Raw genomic sequence first — 18,544 nt, 5'->3', positions numbered from 1 at the left:
TGCGCCTTTATTTTGTGTGAGATGATGTGAACAATGAGAACAGAAAAAGAAAAAATGTTGGCTGGTGAGCCATACAATGCATGGGATAAAGAACTTTACCAAGCACGTATTGAATGCAGAAAAGTACTGCAGAAAATCAACAACAGCATTCCAGATACTGAGGAATGGCGCAGTGCAATTGACGAGCTTATTCCTGACTCTGAAGGGGCGTATTTAGAACCGCCTTTCCGATGCGATTATGGCTCAAACATCAAACTAGGAAAGAACTTCTATGCGAACTTTAACTGCGTCGTACTAGACGTGGCGGAAGTACATATTGGAGATAATGTTCTATTTGCTCCTAATGTACAGATCTACACTGCAGGACACCCTTTGGATGTTAAAGGCCGTGTAGAAGAGGGCGTTGAGTTTGGCACGCCAATTACTATTGGCGATAACGTATGGCTAGGCGGCGGCGTGATTGTTTGCCCAGGTGTGACTATCGGTGAAAACTCGGTGATTGGTGCGGGCAGTGTTGTTACGAAAGATGTGCCACCAAACGTTGTTGCTGCGGGAAATCCATGTAAAGTAATTCGTCCAATCGAACAAAAATAATCGAATTGGTTACTTATCTCAGGACGGGACAGCGAATTAAAATTAAAAAGCCGACATTCAGTCGGCTTTTTTATGCATTTTAAAGGTGTATTAAAGCATGCTGGAGTGAACTTGTTGCCCTTGCTCTGTCAGCGAGTAAATTCGCCCATCTTCTTTAATAACCAAACCGCTGTTGACCAGTTGTTTTAGGTGGAAGTTGAACTTGGTGTGGTCCTCAATACCAACCACACGGCAGAGGTCCATGAACTTCATTTTTCGATGGATCTTGAGTTGCTTTATCACTGAACGACGAATTGGGTTGGAGAGCGCACTAAAAATCTGGTCATGCTTTCTTTCATCAAGCGGTGACTTTGGTGACCGCTCTGCGTGAACACGCTTTAACGTGACAGACAATGCAGCAAGGTTGAACGGCTTAGTAAGAAATTCATCAGCACCCTTCTTCATCGCATCGACAGCGACATCAACAGTGGCAAAAGCGGTGGTAATGATGATGCCAATGTTTGGATGTAGGCGTCTTAGAGCTGAAAGGGCTTCAATCCCTGTCATTCCTGTCATCACGACATCAAACAAAGCTAAGTCAAAATGTTGCTCGCTTGCAATATCTAGTGCGTCTTCAGCGTTATCACACGCGACCACTTCAAACGATTCCAAGGTTAATGCCTCAATGAGGACCTCTCGCAATTCAACATCGTCTTCTGCAAGTAAGAGTTTTAGTGTCATTCAATATTCCTTGGTAAGCGGATTTCAACTGTTAAGCCAGTAATGTGGTCACTCTTCTTCGAGTTCCTCAAGTTTAGCTCGCCACCGTGTTGTAAGATAATTTGATTACTGATTGCCAATCCCATACCTGTGCCTTCACCCCTTGGTTTGGTGGTGTAGAAAGGTGTTTTCGCTTTAGCAATTTTGTCCAGTGGCATCCCAGTTCCCCAGTCGGAAATGGAGAGAATCGCCACCAGTTTGTCTTGATACGTTTCTATGTAGAGTTGCTTGTGTTCTTGGCTAGCATCAATCGCATTGCCGATGATATTGGTTACCACTTCTTCTAGTTGGCCTGCATCACCTAAGACATTAAGCGTGTCATCAAGGGAAGTACTTACAATGAAGCCCTCTAAGCGGTATTGGTTTAAAGAAAGTGCTTGGTCCACGATCTTTTTCAAAGAAACCACTTCGCGTTGGATTGGTTTGTGGTGAGCGTAATTCAGCACTTCATGGCTGATCTCTGCAGCACGTTCTAAGCCGTGACGGATGCGGGCTAGATGCCTGTGACTGGCCTCGTTGTCGGGTAAATGTTTCTCCAATAAATCACAACTCATTGTTGCGCTGGAAAGCGGCGTCTTGATTTCATGAGCGACCGCGGAAGTCAGTTCACCAAGTTCTTTAAGTTTGGCATCTTGTTGAGAGAGTTGGATGTTACTTTCAAGTTGTTTGCTTTTTTCATCGTCAAACACGCGCAGTGCGATCCATAAGGTGCATAAAATACAAATGGCACAAACCATTCTAACGCCAAGTACCCAAAGCCCTAAATCGGAGGTCAGTACACCTGCCGCAATGCCATAAGCTATCAGAGCAAGGCCGGTTAACTTAAATGGGAGTGATGCGCCATGACCTTCTTTTTCTAGGATGTTCGCATAGCTCATCATTGCTAACCCAGAGATTGCGCCAGCGCCCAAGCCGAAGACCCATCGGACTTGGTTTGCGGTGTTGTGAATGTAAATTGCGTACTCGTTACTTCCGAACCGAACGATTAAGCTGATAACGAATAAGGTAAGCACGGTGAGTGCACCATATTTGATGGCTTTAATGTACTTCCAGTCAGTGAGATCCAGCATCTTCCATGCAAAAGCACCAAGCGCAATAAATGAGAACCAGAGCTTGAATACCTTAAAAGTCTCTATTCCCTTGGTGAGCGTGAACTCATGCTCATACATGACCAAGTAAAGTTCTGACCATTCGTGGAAACCGTGAATGAACCCAAATAACGCAAGAATAGGTAAAGCAGAAGCGATAGCGATCCGGCTTTTGCGTAAGTCTCGAAAAAGAATGGCAAAAAAGATGGCGAAGAAAGCTAAGCCATAGAAGAGGTAGATCTTAAAGATGAGTAACATGTCCATGGTTTGAGTCTAAATGACTCCGTACCCTTCATCAATATTTAATATTTGCAATCTTATTATGGTGCATTGCATACATATCCTTTTACATCTGTACTTACTTTATAAAAGTTGTGTGAAGTTTTCTTATCATAATTAATTCTACCGAGATAATTGTTATTCACATGGTGCGCTTTAGTTTCGATGTTTAATAAAACTGTCATATTGAATTTCTAATCTGCACCCGTCGATTGGTGAGCACCGATTGATTGTTGGATTTATTTCAATACCTAGTTTTACTTGAACACTAAAACTAATCTGGGCTAATTAAATGTTGCTTTTTATTAGCCCAACTTAATCGCTAAATTATATCGGAGATATATTGTGAAATTCATGAAATCAGCTCTAGTGTCTTCAGTTCTGGTTGCAGCATCATTTGGCGTTGCTGCCAAAACAACGATCAATGGCGCTGGTGCGACATTCCCTCATCCAATTTATGCGAAGTGGGCTGAGCAGTACCAAAAGGAAACGGGCGTTCAGATTAACTATCAAGCGATTGGTTCTGGCGGCGGTATCCGTCAGATCACAGCAAACACAGTAGACTTTGGTGCGACAGATGCGCCGTTGACTATTGAAGAGTTGAACAAAGAGGGCATGATTCAGTTCCCTATGGTGATGGGGGCAATTGTTCCTGTAGTAAACATCCCAGGCATCGATGCTGGTGAAGTTAAGCTAACAGGTGAAGTGCTTGCTGACATCTACCTAGGCAATATCAAGAACTGGAATGATCCGGCGATTGCAGCGCTAAACGAAGGCGTGAAGTTACCAAATCAACCTATCTACGTAGTGCATCGTTCGGACGGTTCTGGTACGACTTACAACTTTACGGATTACCTAGACCGCGTAAGCCCTGAATGGCACGAATCTATTGGCGTTGGTAAAGACATCACATGGCCAAAGAAAGCAACAACCATTGGCGGTAACGGTAATGCAGGTGTAGCAAACTTTGTAAACCGTACTCGCGGTGCGATCGGTTATGTGGAATACGCATTTGCTAAGCAAAACGACCTTGCTTACACCCAAATGCAGTCTAAAGAAGGCAAGTTCCTAAACCCAAGTATGGACACTTTCCAATCAGCTGCAGCTAACGCTGATTGGGAAAATGCACCAGGTTATCACCTTCTACTAAACGACCAGCCAGGTGCTGATTCTTGGCCAATGACGGCTGCTACGTTCATCCTTATGCACACAGACCAATCGGATGCGAACAAAGCAAAAGAAATCGTGAAGTTCTTTGAGTGGAGCTATGAGCAAGGTGAGCTTGCGGAAGAGTTAGATTACATCCCAATGCCAAGCAAGGTAGTTAACATGGTTAACGAAACTTGGAAAAATGGTTTGAAATCAGACGGCCAAGCGATTATTCAATAATTCATTAAGTTGTCTGGGGAATATGTTCTCCAGACAACTGAATAAAATATTATGACTACATTAGCTATTAAAAATAAAGTAAATGGTGATTCGGTTTTTAATAAATTGAGTTTCGCGAGTGCTTTATTAATTTTTGTGACCCTAATTGGTATTTTATTATCACTAATTGAAGGTGGATGGCCTGCTTTTAAAGAATTTGGCCCTGGCTTTGTATTTAGAGATATTTGGGATCCTATTAATGGTCAATTTGGTGCTGCCTCTGCAATTTACGGCACACTTGTTACTTCTTTCATCGCTATTGTTATTGCTGCACCTATCGCATTAGGTACGGCAGTGTTCCTCGCTGAACTGGCACCTAAATGGCTAAGTCAGCCAGTGAGTAAAGCCATTGAGCTACTCGCTGCTGTACCAAGCATTATCTATGGTATGTGGGGATTGTTTGTCTTTGTTCCTTGGTTCTCAGAAGGGTTCCAAATGTGGGCAGGCATGCATTTAGTTGATATTCCTTTGATCGGTAGCTGGTTTAATGGGCCACCGATTGGTATCGGTTTGTTAGCGGCGGGCATTATCCTTTCATTTATGATTCTGCCAATCATGACGTCATTGACGCGTGACGCACTTAAATCGGTCCCTGATGTACTTCGTGAAGCGGCGTATGGAACAGGTGCGACACCATTTGAGGTGATCACCAAAGTTCTTATCCCAAAAGTGAAAAATGCAACGGTGAGCGCATGCATCTTAGGCCTAGGGCGAGCACTTGGCGAAACAATGGCGGTGGCTTTTGTTATCGGTGGTGCGAGTCGTATTGAGTTTTCATTCTTTATGCCAGCGAGCTCAATTTCATCGACGATTGCTCAGCAATTTAATGAAGCGACAGACCCAATTCATATCGCTTCACTTATTGGGCTTGGCGTTGTGCTCTTTATTATCACTTTCTTCGTGATGGGCTTTGCTCGACGTTTACTAAGGAAGTCATCATGAATACTAGAAAATTAAAGAACTTTAGTTTCTTAGCGTTTTGTTCTTTGTCAGCCGCATTCGGTGTCTTTGTACTCGCCAGTATTTTGTACACGCTTGTTGGTGAAGGCGTGAAGGGCTTGAGTTTGGCTATCTTCACTGAACTGACTCCAGGTCCTGGCAGCCAAGGTGGTTTGAAAAACGCACTAATTGGTAGCTTGATGCTGACTGGTTTGGGCATTTTAATCGCAGCACCGATTGGTGTTCTGGCTGGTACTTGGCTTGCTGAGGCAGACAAAGACAACAAAGTCGCTGAGTCTTTGCGCTTCCTTAACGGCATGCTAATGAGCGCACCATCGATTCTAGTCGGTCTGTTTGTTTACGCTTTGATTGTGGTTCCAACTGGTGGTTACTCGGGTTGGGCGGGGGCAATTGCACTCGCGGTACTTGCATTGCCAGTGATTGTTGCTTCAACAGAAGAGATGCTTCGTCTTGTTCCACCAACACTCAAAGAAGCGGGCAGTGGCGTAGGTGCCCCTAAATGGCGCGTGATAACTCAACTGAGCTACCGAGCTGCGGCACCGGGTATTATTACCGCGATTCTATTGTCTATCGCACGTATCTCGGGTGAAACAGCACCCTTGTTGTTTACCGCGCTAAACAGCAGTTTTATGACTACGGACATGAGCAAACCGATGGCAAACTTGCCAGTAACGATTTACCAGTTTGCGATGAGTCCTTACACATCGTGGCAGGAGCTAGCATGGGCTGGCGCACTGATTATCACGACCTTTATTTTGATTGTTAACGTACTGGCGACCTCGTTGCCGCAGCTATTTAAAGCGAGAAGAGCATGAACACGGCAACTTTAAACCCAGTCACTACAAACAACATGAACGGGCCAACTATGAGCACTTTGGTAGACAGCATTAATACCAACGATGTGACAGCAAATCTGACTCATCGTATGGATATTCAAAACTTAAATTTTTACTACAACAAAGGCGCAGATGCAGCACTGAAATCGGTATCCATGCCGATTTACAAAAACCGTGTGACAGCACTTATTGGCCCTTCGGGTTGTGGTAAATCCACGCTTCTTCGTACTTTGAACCGAATTTATGATTTGTACGGTCATCAGTATGCAGAAGGTGAAATCTTGTTGGATGGCGAAAGCATCTTTAACAACACCGATGTTAACGAGCTGCGCTCTAAAGTCGGTATGGTTTTCCAAAAACCGACACCATTCCCAATGTCGATTTACGAGAACATGGCGTTTGGTCTTAAAATCCAAGGTACGTTTAGTAAAGCGGAAATCAAAGATCGTGTTGAATCTGCATTAAAACGCGCGCACTTGTGGGAAGAAGTGAAAGACAAACTGGATGCCGATGCAAATGGCTTATCTGGTGGTCAGCAGCAGCGTTTATGTATCGCTCGTACGATCGCTCTAGAGCCTGAAGTAATCCTAATGGATGAACCGACTTCAGCGCTTGACCCAATTGCGACTGCAGCGATTGAAACCTTGATTACTGAACTGCGCGAGAAATACACCATTGTTATCGTTACGCATAACATGCAGCAAGCGATGCGCATCTCTGATTACACCGGCTTTATGTACCTCGGTAAGTTAGAAGAATATGGCACGACCGATAAAATTTTCCACCACCCAGATAATGATCGTACTAAGCGATACATCTCTGGTGATTTTGGATAACGAATAACAACAATAGCGGCTGTTGACTCAGCACTCTTTAGGCACGATTTTGCGAGAATCGTGCCTATTTTTTTATGCGTTTGGGCTCTAAAATTGGTGTTATTAAAAACAATTAAGAACTCTGTATGTATAAAGATAAAGTGGTCGTGATTACTGGCGGTAGCCAAGGTATCGGTCAACACCTTGCTCTTGCTTACCTTGAGCAACAAGCAAAAGTTATCGTGCTAGACATTGCGCCTAACAAGAATTCAGATATGGATTTTCACCTCGTTGATTTAGGGCGACCAGAGCAGATTGAACAGGCTTTTGATGAGATCCAAGGAAAGTACGGCAAAGTCGATGTTCTAATCAACAATGGTGCGATCGCCAACTTTAACAAGCCCATTCAGCAGCTGACTTTTGAAGAGTTTTCACGTGTGATTGACGTTAACCTCAAAGGCGCGTTTGCTTGTTCCCGACGATTTATCGCATTGAATCATGCTCAGCCTTATGGACGAATCATCAACATTGCCTCCACGCGCTGGAATCAAAATGAATCTGGTTGGGATGCTTACGGCGCATCAAAAGGTGGTGTGGTCTCTATGACACAATCGATGGCCATTTCGTTGTCAGATACGCCAATTACCGTCAACGCGGTTAGCCCCGGTTGGATTCAGGTTGAAGGGTATGATGAGCTTGATAGTTTTGACCATCAGCAGCATCCATCAGGTCGAGTCGGGAAAGCAAAAGATATTGTTAATGCGTGTCTTTTTTTAACGCACCCAGAGAATGACTTCGTTAATGGCCATAACTTGGTCGTTGATGGTGGAATGAGTAAAAAAATGATTTATCAAGACAGCTTGCTAGATTAAGAAAAGTCCCATTTCTATCGACTAGGAATGCTCTAAAATAGCGCGTTCCTAGTTTTTCATGTCAACAAAAATTTCCCTTCCCGATTTTAAATTGATTGCTTATTGACCGATTTTATAAGTTTTTATCAACTAAAGAGTTATAAAATCATTGGTTCTGATTTGGCGAGTTGTAGCGATATATCAATGCTTTGAATGCTACCCCCTTAAATCCTGTCTTACATATTGTTTTTCTTCATGGTCGTAATAGGCATTTAAAAAACTCTTCGCTCAAAAGATGCCGACTGTAATCACATTCGCTTCGCTAAACTTTTCTGCTGATTAATTCGCCTTAATTAATCTTAATTCTCCTTAACTAGCTGATTTGGGTAGTAGAAGTAAGCATGTCGAAAGATTTTAGTCGTTTGATTCGCACCCTAGGTGGTGCGTTTTTGTCGTTCCTAATGGTATTGATTGCTATGCCTGCGAAAGCGGATATAGCCGGGCTTGATGTCCAGTTGTCACCAGTAAGTGGCCAATACGATAACGGCAACCAGATTGAATACACGTTGACCTTAACCAACACCTCTGGTTCCACACTTTCTGGGTTAGAGGTCAATGATGAGATCATGAACATCATGACTTCCGGTGATTCCGGCGGTTTAGTGAATGCATTTGAAAGCGCAGAGATCTCCGCGTCCGCTTCTTTTCTATCTTCTGCTGGTGACTACGACAGAAATGGCAACCTAACTGCCACTGATGTTCGAATTCGCAATAACGGCACGGTTTCTTACACCATCAAAGCAACCGTTTCTGAGCAGGCGGCGGGCGATATTAACAACGTTGCCAATGTTCGCTCTAGTGCACTCTCACGAGAAGACTCAAACACAACTACCCACCAGAGAGTAGTGTATGAACACAGCATCGATCTTTCTGCGTCGGTTGACAAATATGGCACAGGGCAGGCTCTGGTTTACACGCTAAAAGTATCGAACACAGGCTCTGCAAAAATCCAAGGTATGACGGTTACCGACCTTGTGTCCGATATTGAGGCCGAAGACATCAATGGTGCAATGATTTCAGCCTTTACGTCTGTATCTAACAGTTCTTCTACTTCGGGTTCAGGGAGTAATGCGGGGACGTTCTCAACAAGCGGTAACTTGGATGCGAAGGATGTATCTATCGCAGTTGGTGGTTCAGTCACCTATACCATTCGAGGTCAAATCGATTCAACGTTGGTCGGCGACATCATCAATGACAGCGCTGAAGCAAAAACACGTGACGACAACCAATCAGCGGGTGGCATCACAACGCCGCCAAAAGACGCTGATGTCACACTCTCGCACTCGCTCAACAAAACGGACGATTATCTCGTTAGCGAAGATTTCTCATACACCATCACAGTGCGTAACGCTTCTGGTGCAGGTATCGCTCACAACTACACTGTTCAGCAGTTGATGGACTCGTTGAAGTCGGATCTAGGCAACGACATCAGTAACGACAAAAATGCCGACGACACAACGGGTAACCCGTACTCGACTTGGACCAATGAAGTAGTATCGATTGGCTCGAACAGCCTTTCTGAGCTACAAGCATCGGGCAAGCAAACCGACAAATCACTCGACGATAAAGTGTCTATCTACCCTGGTGAAGAGATCGTTTATTCCATTGTGGTGCATGCAAGTCCCGTTTCTATCGGTAAGATCCCTCAGTTGGAGGCGAAAGTTCTTAACGACGAAGGCGGCGCTGATTCAGCTGGCGTGCTTGCAAATACGCTAAACACGGAAGAGGTTCTCGATTCATCATCGAGCCAAATTAAACGAAACAAGCGAACTAAAGACACGACGTATGTGCCAGGTGTTTCTGGTGAGAATGAAGTGGTTTACGACATCGAAATCTCGAACGCGGATTCGAAATACTTTGCCAATGATGTCAGGGTAATAGACAGTTTTTCATGTATTCGTACAGAACAGGTGAATGGTGATGTTGATTCAGCGTTTGAGAAGTGGAAGCTGAGAGTTGCCAGTAAAAGGGGAGATGGTTCTAACTACGGTAACGTCGACGAGTATTCCGACTGGAGTCAAAAAGATATCAACTTAAAAGTGGATCTCGCTCCGGAAGGGTATGTTCGCTACGAACTTGTTGCGCAAGTCGCAGATAACAGTGTTGGTCAGATTGTTGATGATGGCACAGATGCGGGACTTTGTTTGGGGGATAACCTAGGCGAAATTGGTTCTGGTGTTCAAATGCCGAACTCCAACTTAAAAGTTCAAAAAGAAGTAGACTCTCGCTACTACTCGTCAGGTAGTACTCTAAACTACACCATCACGGTAGAAAACAGCGGTGAAGGATACGCGATCGACGTTCCTGTTTATGATGATCTGGCTTCTGTAACCACTACTTCTATCAACGGTACATCAACCAAAGCTTACGTAAGTTGGGTGGTAACGGCGACCTCTTATGATGAGGATGGCAATGTTTCCACAAACAGTAAGCCGGGCTTTACGGGCGAAATTGCTGGTAATCAGAGCAATAAGAACATCTTAGATGTAAATGCGACAGTTGCCCCTAAAGAAACCATTATTTATTCGATTGCTGCAGTAGTTAACCCAATTGCGGATGATGAAATCCGAAACGAAGTTGAAGTGGATGGCAAGCTTTATTCGGATCGAGGCTCTTACCCTCGTGATTACTACCTAGTGCTGGATAAGCGCGTAGATGGGAATGATGAAGAAAGCTGGTACACCAATACGACCAATGAAGTGACTTACACCATCAGTGTGACTAACCCTGAAGGCAATGGTTTTGCTTCTAATATCGAAATTAAAGATGACATCAGAACCATTGAGGCAGAACTGCTGGAGCCTGCTGGTACGATGAAGAAAGTCTTCACCTCGTGGACTATTTCAGCAGACATTGAGGCAGATTCGCCTTGGTTAAAAGTAGCCGCTGACGCAGGAGACTTTTCTGATAACAACGATCTTGATGTTATCGCTCAAATCCCACCGGGTGTAACCATCACATACACCATTGTTGGTACTCTTGATCGCAGTGTTGATACTGAAATCTTGTGGGGATCTTTCTCTAACACAGCAACCGTCAAGTCGACTGACGCAGAAGACAACATCAATCTAGCGGATTCAGTCACAACGCATCCAAACGAACCGAATCTCGTTGTGGCGAAAACCGCTCAAAACACTGATTTTATTGTTGGTGAGCGTGCAACGTTTGATATCTACATCTACAACCGTGGAGTGGGTTACGCCAATGATGCAACCGTTAAGGATGACATCGAAGCGCTGAACTTCTTCTCCAGCTGGTCTATAACAGGTTCAACAAATACCGATGAGCCAGGCTCACGCTACGGTGACGTTTCAGACAACGAAAACATCGATACCGACGTTGATATCACTCCGGGAGGGTGGGTGCATTATGAAGTTTCCGGTATCGTCAAAAATGATTATCCATTCGATCAGGTTTCTAACCGTGTTGATGTTTACGATCCATTAACGGACCGCGATCACAGCTCTTCTGCTCAAATCGACAACAAAGACAGTGCTTATGACATCAACGTTGCGTTGACTAAAACAACCAATGTTGTGCGTTACACCCCTGGTGAAGATCTCGAGTACACCATCGTGATCGGCAACAATGGTGATATTCCAGAAATGGATCTGATCTTGATCGACCGTTTGAGTGAAATCACAACCACGCTTGCGAATGACAAAGATGGTGAGTCAGAGGATTTACTTGAGCAAAATCCGTTTGAACATTGGTCGTATTCAGTTGATGGTGGTGCCTACAGTACGCCTAATACCGACGATGTTGAGATCCCGCTTAACATTCCTGCGAACGATTTTATTACCGTTAAGATCAAAGCGTTGGTCAAAGACAATGCGGTTTCTAACGGAGTAGAAGCGGGTGAACAATATTTGATCCGCAACGAGGCATTGTTGATTCACAAAGATGATGCAGGTTGTACAACTTCATGTGAGTACTTAAAGCGTGCCGTTGCTGAAAACCATCAGGTTTACAACAATGGTGATGTTTTCCGTACCACTAACATCAACCGTTACTCTCCAGGTGATGAGCTGATCTATACCTTTAAGTACACCTCACAAGATGGTAAAGGCTACCGCAATAACGTTGATGTGAATGAATTGATTAATGGTATTTCAGTTCAATTGCAAGATGGATCAACGGGCAACCCGTTCTATGATCCTACGACAAAGACTAATCAGTTCAGCGTAAGTGTAGAGAAAAGTGATCTTGCGAATGCGGGCACTACAGATGGTACAAAAGACGGTACGGTCGCTGACAACAATGACATTGTGACCACGATTGATATCGATGAAGGAGAAGATGTCACGTACACCGTGAAGGGGATGATTCGTCCCGATGCGGTTGGTGATATCAGCTATCGTGACACCATTGTTATTCCGAATGATTATCATCTGAATTTTGACAAAATCACTGATGAAACGGTTTACGAGCCGGGTAAAACGGTCACCTATCGTTTGATCATCGAGAATGACGGTAAAGCCAATGCTGATGACATTCCTATTGTCGATAATCTTGAAGATATCTCGGTAGATCTCGTTGATGGCAGTACAGGTGATGCATACGTTACTTGGGATATTACCTCAAAGGCGACCGGCGACAATAAAGAGTACGTCGACGCAGGCGCAGGTGCTGGCAATGTTTATACCTCCAGCGACAGTAACCTAGACGTATTGGCTGATATTCCAATGGGGGCAACCTTGGAATATGAAGTGGTTGCGACGGTTAATGACAAAGCCAATGGCGACATTGTCAACTTACTCACCGTTGATGGCGATAATATCTCGCATGAGATTAGACAAACTGTTCGTCAGATCGACTACGAGAAGAACATCCTTGCTTACTACGATGTGGATGGAAACAAGCTAACTGGTGCAACTCACTACATGCCAGGTGGCTACGTTGAGTATGAGATTCTGATCGAAAACGTTGCAGAAGCACACGTTGATGACATCAGTATTCGTGATGAAATTGATGAGATTACTACCGATTACTATGACGGTACTCGTGGGCCTGCGTTTGACAGTTGGACAATTGAAGCCACTTCTGATGGTTCAGGAATCACCGATCCAGACGTAGACGGCTCAATTCAAGACAATCAGCCCATCAATACCCACTTTGATATTGCAGCCAAAGACTTCGGTGGTTTCTTAACTACGCCTTATGTTCGCTACGTGATTCTTGCGAAGATCAGTCCGAAAGCGGTGGGCTCTTTTAGTAACCGTGCGTTTATTGATGAAGACGATGGTAATGAACTTATTGCGATTTCTCCTCCGTCTTCTATGGCCGATCCGGAAATCAGCTTCAATAAGAAAGCCTTCTCTGACGCTGGATTCAGTACAGAGAAAACGACTTACTCGCAAGCAGCGGGTGAGAGTGAGGTCTACTACCGTATTCAGCTGAAAAACAACGGCTATGGCACCGAGTATGGCTCTCATCTAAAAGACACCATCTCTGCGATTCAAACCCGTATTGCGGAAGATAATTTGACGGCGGGTGGCGATCCGGTTGGACAACCTTTTGTTGCTGGCTGGGAAGTAAGCCTAGTCAAAGACGCGGCAACGGGCTCAATTACCGAAGCGGTAGATTTTGTCGATGGCAATAATATCGATATTGATAATGACATTGTTATCGCCCCTCAGGAATCATTGACGTTCACCGTCCATGGCACTATCCGCGAAGATGCACTGGGTGATATTAAAAACACCGCGAACTACGATGGCAAAAACCGCACGGCTACATTGCTGCCTTTGGCGAACAACATCAATGTGGAAAAACGCGTCGTGTCTATTAATGGTGCACCTTTCACCTCAGGAGATACTTACATTCCTGGTGATGAAGTGGAGTACGAATTCGTGGTTACTAACCCAGAAAATGGGTGGGCGAACAATGTGCGTATTCAAGATACGGTGACCGATATTGGCGTTGAAGTTATTGGCGGTACAACCAAACCGGCGTATGCCTCTGGTGATATCAGTCATACGGTGAGTAATGGTATCGACGCGAACATTGATACCTATGTTCCGGGTTACAGCGTAGCCGGTAATCTCGATATCGAAGTGGATATTGCAGCTGGAGAAGCGCTGACCTTTAACCTGAAAGGTACAGTAATAGACGACGCACTGGGTGAGATTGAAGCGAACCGAGTGACCGCTGATGGTAAGTCGGATTCGTCTGAACCTATTCCACCTAAGCCTTCAGAAATCAACTACTTCAAGACGTTAGAGTACACCGATGGCGATTCCGCGAGTTGTTCGGTTCCTTCTAGTGATGGCAGTGGCTGTACTTATGCTCCTCGCGGTGATGTGGAATATCAAGTCACCCTAGAAAACACGGGCGACAGCATTGCTAATGACGTTCGTGTTATCGACGCCATTAACAATATTAAAACGGAAGATGGTGTAGATGCCTTCACTGAATGGAACACAGGTATTGCTGTTGAGCCTGCGGGAACCTACGACGTTCAAGGTAACTACAACGGCAACGTACCTTTGAATGCCACGGTAGATCTTCGCCCAGGTGAACACATCGTGTTTGACGTGAAGGGGACCGTTTCTGCTTCAGCAACGGGCTCGATTACCAATACGGCGCAAGTGAATGGCAATGACACGAATGACATTGTGCTTGAGGCGGGGCGTTCAAAAATCCTGATCGATAAGTGGACCGATACTCCAGAATATGTCCCAGGCGGCACTATCAACTACTACATCGATATTACCAATGATGATGTCGATTCCGGTTTGTTCTCACTGCGTGACATTATTAGTAGTTTTGAAGTCGAGACGGTTGATGGTTCAATGCAGACGGCGCTTAAAGAGTGGACGCTTGATTACGAAGTGCTGTTTAACTCTGCTCCAAGTGATCCAACGGCAAATGACTTCACTGCTCTGGATGTTTATGTTGGCGCCGTGAATCCAGATATCGATTTGCCATCAGAAGCGATCAAAATGGCTGGTCGTGATGACGCAGGCACTGGCGGCGGAGATAAGTACACGGTTCTCCGCATTCACGTGGAAGGCAAGGTTCGTGATGATGCAATTGGCCGATTCACCAACACGGCATACCTAAAACACGGTCTTGATGATTCTAAGATTGCTCGACTTGAGCAAGGCTACATCACACCAAAACCGGGCCAATTGGAACTGATCAAAGAGACTACGCCTATTGCAGAACCGGATGCGAAATACCAACCGGGTCAGCCTGTTGCGTACAAAATTACGTTAACTAACGTCGGTGAAGGTTACTTGGTCGACCAAGTGTTGGTGGATCGCATCGATACCATTATGACCGATGTGGCGAACAGTACTGACAAAGCACAAGCCTTTTCGGGTAAATGGGTGATCAGTGATGAAGTACTCGGTGGTAGTGGCGATCCTTTGCTGAACGCTCGTAAAAACGTGATCGATACCGATCAAGGTTACAGCGCGACTTACAGTATCCATCCTGGTGATAGTTACTCTTTCGTTGTGACGAATACCGTTAACGACAAGGCCAAAGGCAACATCACTAACCTAGTTAAAGTGAACAGTGATGGCATAGACTACACAGCGGAAGCGACGTATTTGCCTGAAGACGCACAAGTCACGTTGGCGAAAGAAGTCGACAAGCTTGAATACCTACCGGGTGATACGCTGACTTATACCGTGACGGTTAAGAACAACGGCTTAGGTTGGGCAGAAGCCGTTGAAATTGAAGACACATTGAAGTCGATTGAAACAACGCTTGCTGGTGGTACCACAGGAAAAGCGCTTGACCCAAGTTCAATTCAGATTTCAGCGGTTTCAACAACGGGTGAAACGCCAGTACCAGCACCAACAACAGGTGAAGATCTGAAAGAGACGCTGGATATCGCTCCTGAAGATACGATCGTTTATACCATTCAAGCGACAACGGTAGCCAATGCGACGGGTGACATCACCAATACCGCGAGTACAACGTTTGAAGGGAATACAACAGAAAAAAGCGCAATCAGTACACCGATCCTCGCGACGGTATCCATCGACAAATCGGTAGACACGCCAACCTATGAAGTGACGAAGCTGATCAACTACGACATTACCGTGAGTAACACATCATTGGCGTTTGCTTCTGGTGTTGAACTGAAAGACATCATCAGTGACATCGATGTTGACACCACCAGTGGTAATAAAGAATCGGCGTTTATGTTGTGGGAAGTGACATACGAAGCATCGGATGAACGTACGGTTGTGACACCAAAAACGTTCGAGCTGAGCGATGACATTAATGCAACCATGGATATTGCGCCTGAGAGTACCGTGACCTTCCGTGTGAAAGCGCTGATCCGTACCACCGCGATTGGTGAGATCAGCAACACTGCAACCGTCACTTACAACGGTGTTTCTCAAGATTCAACGGCGATTATGCTGCCGATGGATTCCAATTTTGTTGCCACCAAAACAAACGTTCAAACCGAATACGAGCCTGGTGAAGAGTTGGAGTTCTTGATCACTATCGAGAACACCTCGAATAACTACATCACCGATTTGAGCGTGGTGGATGACATGTCTTCTATCCAAGTTGGTTATTACGATGGTACGACAGGCCCTGCGTTTGTAGATGGCTCAACATCGCTTGAGGTTGAATCACAAACCATAGGCAGCAATGTCGAATCAGTTAGCCCAACAGAATACAGCGTGGATATTGCACCAAAAGGTAAGGTGGTATTCCGCGCGAAAGGGACGGTTGTGGATTCAGCGACTGGGGCCATTGTGAACACCGCGCAAGTCGATGGTGGGGATGTGATCAGCCCTCCTGTTCAGAGTGTGAGTGCGGTTGTGCAAGCTGAGCTTTATACCGACGCACCACATTACGTGCCGGGTGAAAAAGTGGAATATCACCTAGTGATTGAAAACATTGGACGCGGTATTGCGAAGAACGTTGCTATCTATACCCAGTTCAGTGAATCCATGGGTGATTACATCGATGGTTCTCGTGACAAAGCCTTTGATGATTGGACGCTAACGGCCGATTGGCAGGGGGCTGAAACTCAACCGGGCGATTATGAAGACGATAAAGATCTGTTCACCATCGTTGATATCGCACCGGGCGGTAAGATTGATTACACCTTCACGTTGACCGTCAACGAAGACATGCTGACCAACATTGATGTACTCGGTTACTACTTAGATCTGACGTGGAATCCGGCTGCAATGGCGCGCTCAAAAGGCATGATGCCTTCGCCAACCTCAGTGCAGGGTTCAGCAGACCAAGTTGCAGCGTTGGATTTACCGCCTGTTCCTGCTGAGCTTGTGGTCGAGAAGCGTTCTGATAAGCCGGAATACACACCGGATGATGATTCCGTCACTTATTACTTAGCCGTGACAAACCAAGGTGATGGTAACGCAGCCAATGTTCGTCTAACCGATGAAATCAGTGAGCTGCAAAATGAAGCGGGCAACAAAGTCTTCACCGACTGGACCATCGAAGGTGTCGAAGTAGACGACAGCGGCAGCGTGATTGATCGCCACACCTTCCCAGCAAGCGAAGATTTGGACTTAACGGTCAACCTGAAGTCGAAAAAACGTAATGCGTTCGCCTTTGAAGTTGTGGGCACGCTAGGTAAAGGTTTGGATGACGAGATCACTAACACTTTTACCGCGACAGAAACCGACGGTACACAAACCAGTGACAGCGTGACCACGCACATCAAGAAGATCCCAGATAACAGTGGTGAACTTCTGCTAACAAAAGCTGCGTTGCAAGACACCGCGCAAGTGGGCGATGCCGTGGAATACGAAGTCATTGTAGAAAACAACAACGAATCGTACTTCAAAAACGTCACAGTGGAAGACCGTTACCCAGGCGGCTTCAAGTACATCCTTGATACATCGGAAGTGGTGTTGAGTGGCCCAGATGGTGAGTTTGGTAATGAAGACGATCGAGTGTTGACGATCGAACCATCAGACACGGGCAAGTTGCTGTTTACTTCATTGAACTTCGATCCGGGCGAGAAGCTACGTATTCGTTATCTACTGCGAGTTTCCGTTGGCGCAACGTTTGGAGACTACATCAACACCGCGGTATCGAAAGTCGATGGCCTTGCGGTGTCGAACGAAGACAGTGCCAAAGTGACCGTAGAACCGGACAAGGTATTCGATACCTCATCCATCATCGGTAAGGTGTTTGAAGACCACAACAAAGACGGTTTCCAAGCAGACGCGACGGCATTTGATGTGGAATTGATTGCCAACTTGCCTACACAGGACTACATCGCTGGCTCTACAATCGTCGTCCGCGATGGGAAAGAGCTGTCGGTTGAGGATGAGCACGACAATGGTCAAGTGATTTCAGCCGTGCAAGAAGGTGTTGAATTGGGTGATCTTTGGGGCCACTCGATAAACCGCACCATTTCTGAAACAAAATCTGTCGCGATTCAATTCAAAACACGTACTCGTGAGAGCTTTGATTTTACCGTCACATCGGACGGTGGTTCCCGCATCGAATTTGATGCGCAAGGCCAAATCAAGTTTGCTCATGAATCAGACAAAAAGAACGGCCTAAGTGCAGAGAATCTTAACGTCACAAGAAACCTCTATCGACATGGCGATGCCTACTTGTGGGAAATCGTGATTGAGAACAAAGGGGTTTATGAAGACGGGATACCTGGTGTCAAGCTGATGACGGTGGAAGGCATCGTCATTCATACAGACCAGTACGGACGCTACCACGTGCCCGACCAATGGGTGCTGAATAAGAAAGGGAAAAACTTCCTAGTGAAGTTAGACACTGACTCGTTACCGACTTCGATGGAAGTGGTGAGCGAAAACCCGAAAGTGTTGCGAATTACCCCGAATAAGCTCACGAAGTTTAACTTCAGTGTTCATCGCAAAGCGAAAGACACCGAGCAAGAGTAGTGA

The 18,544-nt window shown here is 45.5% G+C and carries 9 protein-coding genes; 7 read left to right on the top strand and 2 right to left on the bottom strand.

Features of this window, described 5'->3' with window-relative positions; all coding sequences use genetic code 11:
• Positions 1–33: 33 nt before the first annotated feature.
• A complete protein-coding gene (locus tag KIT90_RS15735) occupies positions 34–594 on the top strand; it encodes a sugar O-acetyltransferase (RefSeq protein ID WP_020197144.1) in 561 nt (186 codons plus the stop codon).
• Positions 595–684: 90 nt separating this feature from the next.
• Here KIT90_RS15735 and KIT90_RS15730 read toward each other — a convergent pair whose 3' ends face one another.
• Both KIT90_RS15730 and KIT90_RS15725 read right to left on the bottom strand, forming a co-directional pair.
• Positions 685–1,314 carry a response regulator gene (locus KIT90_RS15730; protein ID WP_005441035.1) on the bottom strand — a complete coding sequence of 210 codons (630 nt, stop codon included), beginning with the start codon at positions 1,312–1,314 and terminating at the stop codon, positions 685–687.
• Positions 1,311–2,705, bottom strand: coding sequence for a sensor histidine kinase (locus KIT90_RS15725; RefSeq protein ID WP_285377444.1), 1,395 nt, complete (start codon positions 2,703–2,705; stop codon positions 1,311–1,313). The genes KIT90_RS15730 and KIT90_RS15725 overlap by 4 nt, the downstream gene beginning before the upstream one ends.
• Before the next feature lie 369 nt (positions 2,706–3,074).
• Between KIT90_RS15725 and pstS the strand changes: the two genes are divergently transcribed.
• From pstS to KIT90_RS15695, 6 genes are all read left to right on the top strand, one after another.
• Positions 3,075–4,109: a phosphate ABC transporter substrate-binding protein PstS gene (gene pstS, locus KIT90_RS15720; protein ID WP_285377442.1), complete on the top strand. Its 1,035-nt coding sequence runs from the start codon at positions 3,075–3,077 to the stop codon at positions 4,107–4,109.
• Positions 4,110–4,160: 51 nt separating this feature from the next.
• The gene (pstC, locus tag KIT90_RS15715) at positions 4,161–5,090 is read left to right on the top strand and encodes a phosphate ABC transporter permease subunit PstC (protein WP_199459021.1); all 930 of its coding nucleotides are present in this window, start codon (positions 4,161–4,163) and stop codon (positions 5,088–5,090) included.
• A complete protein-coding gene (gene pstA / locus KIT90_RS15710) occupies positions 5,087–5,923 on the top strand; it encodes a phosphate ABC transporter permease PstA (RefSeq protein WP_045479653.1) in 837 nt (278 codons plus the stop codon). Before pstC ends, pstA begins: the two co-directional genes overlap by 4 nt.
• Positions 5,920–6,780: a phosphate ABC transporter ATP-binding protein PstB gene (gene pstB / locus KIT90_RS15705; protein WP_174575002.1), complete on the top strand. Its 861-nt coding sequence runs from the start codon at positions 5,920–5,922 to the stop codon at positions 6,778–6,780. Before pstA ends, pstB begins: the two co-directional genes overlap by 4 nt.
• 125 nt (positions 6,781–6,905) lie before the next feature.
• The gene (locus KIT90_RS15700) at positions 6,906–7,631 is read left to right on the top strand and encodes an SDR family NAD(P)-dependent oxidoreductase (protein WP_285377437.1); all 726 of its coding nucleotides are present in this window, start codon (positions 6,906–6,908) and stop codon (positions 7,629–7,631) included.
• A gap of 440 nt (positions 7,632–8,071) precedes the next feature.
• A complete protein-coding gene (locus KIT90_RS15695; protein WP_373417693.1) occupies positions 8,072–18,541 on the top strand; it encodes a hypothetical protein in 10,470 nt (3,489 codons plus the stop codon).
• The last annotated feature ends 3 nt before the right edge of the window (positions 18,542–18,544 follow it).

Origin of the sequence: Vibrio sp. B172a (assembly GCF_030248355.1) — a bacterium.
Taxonomy (GTDB): domain Bacteria; phylum Pseudomonadota; class Gammaproteobacteria; order Enterobacterales; family Vibrionaceae; genus Vibrio; species Vibrio owensii.
Note: the sequence above shows the minus strand (reverse complement) of the source record. Positions and strands in the feature narration are given on the sequence as shown.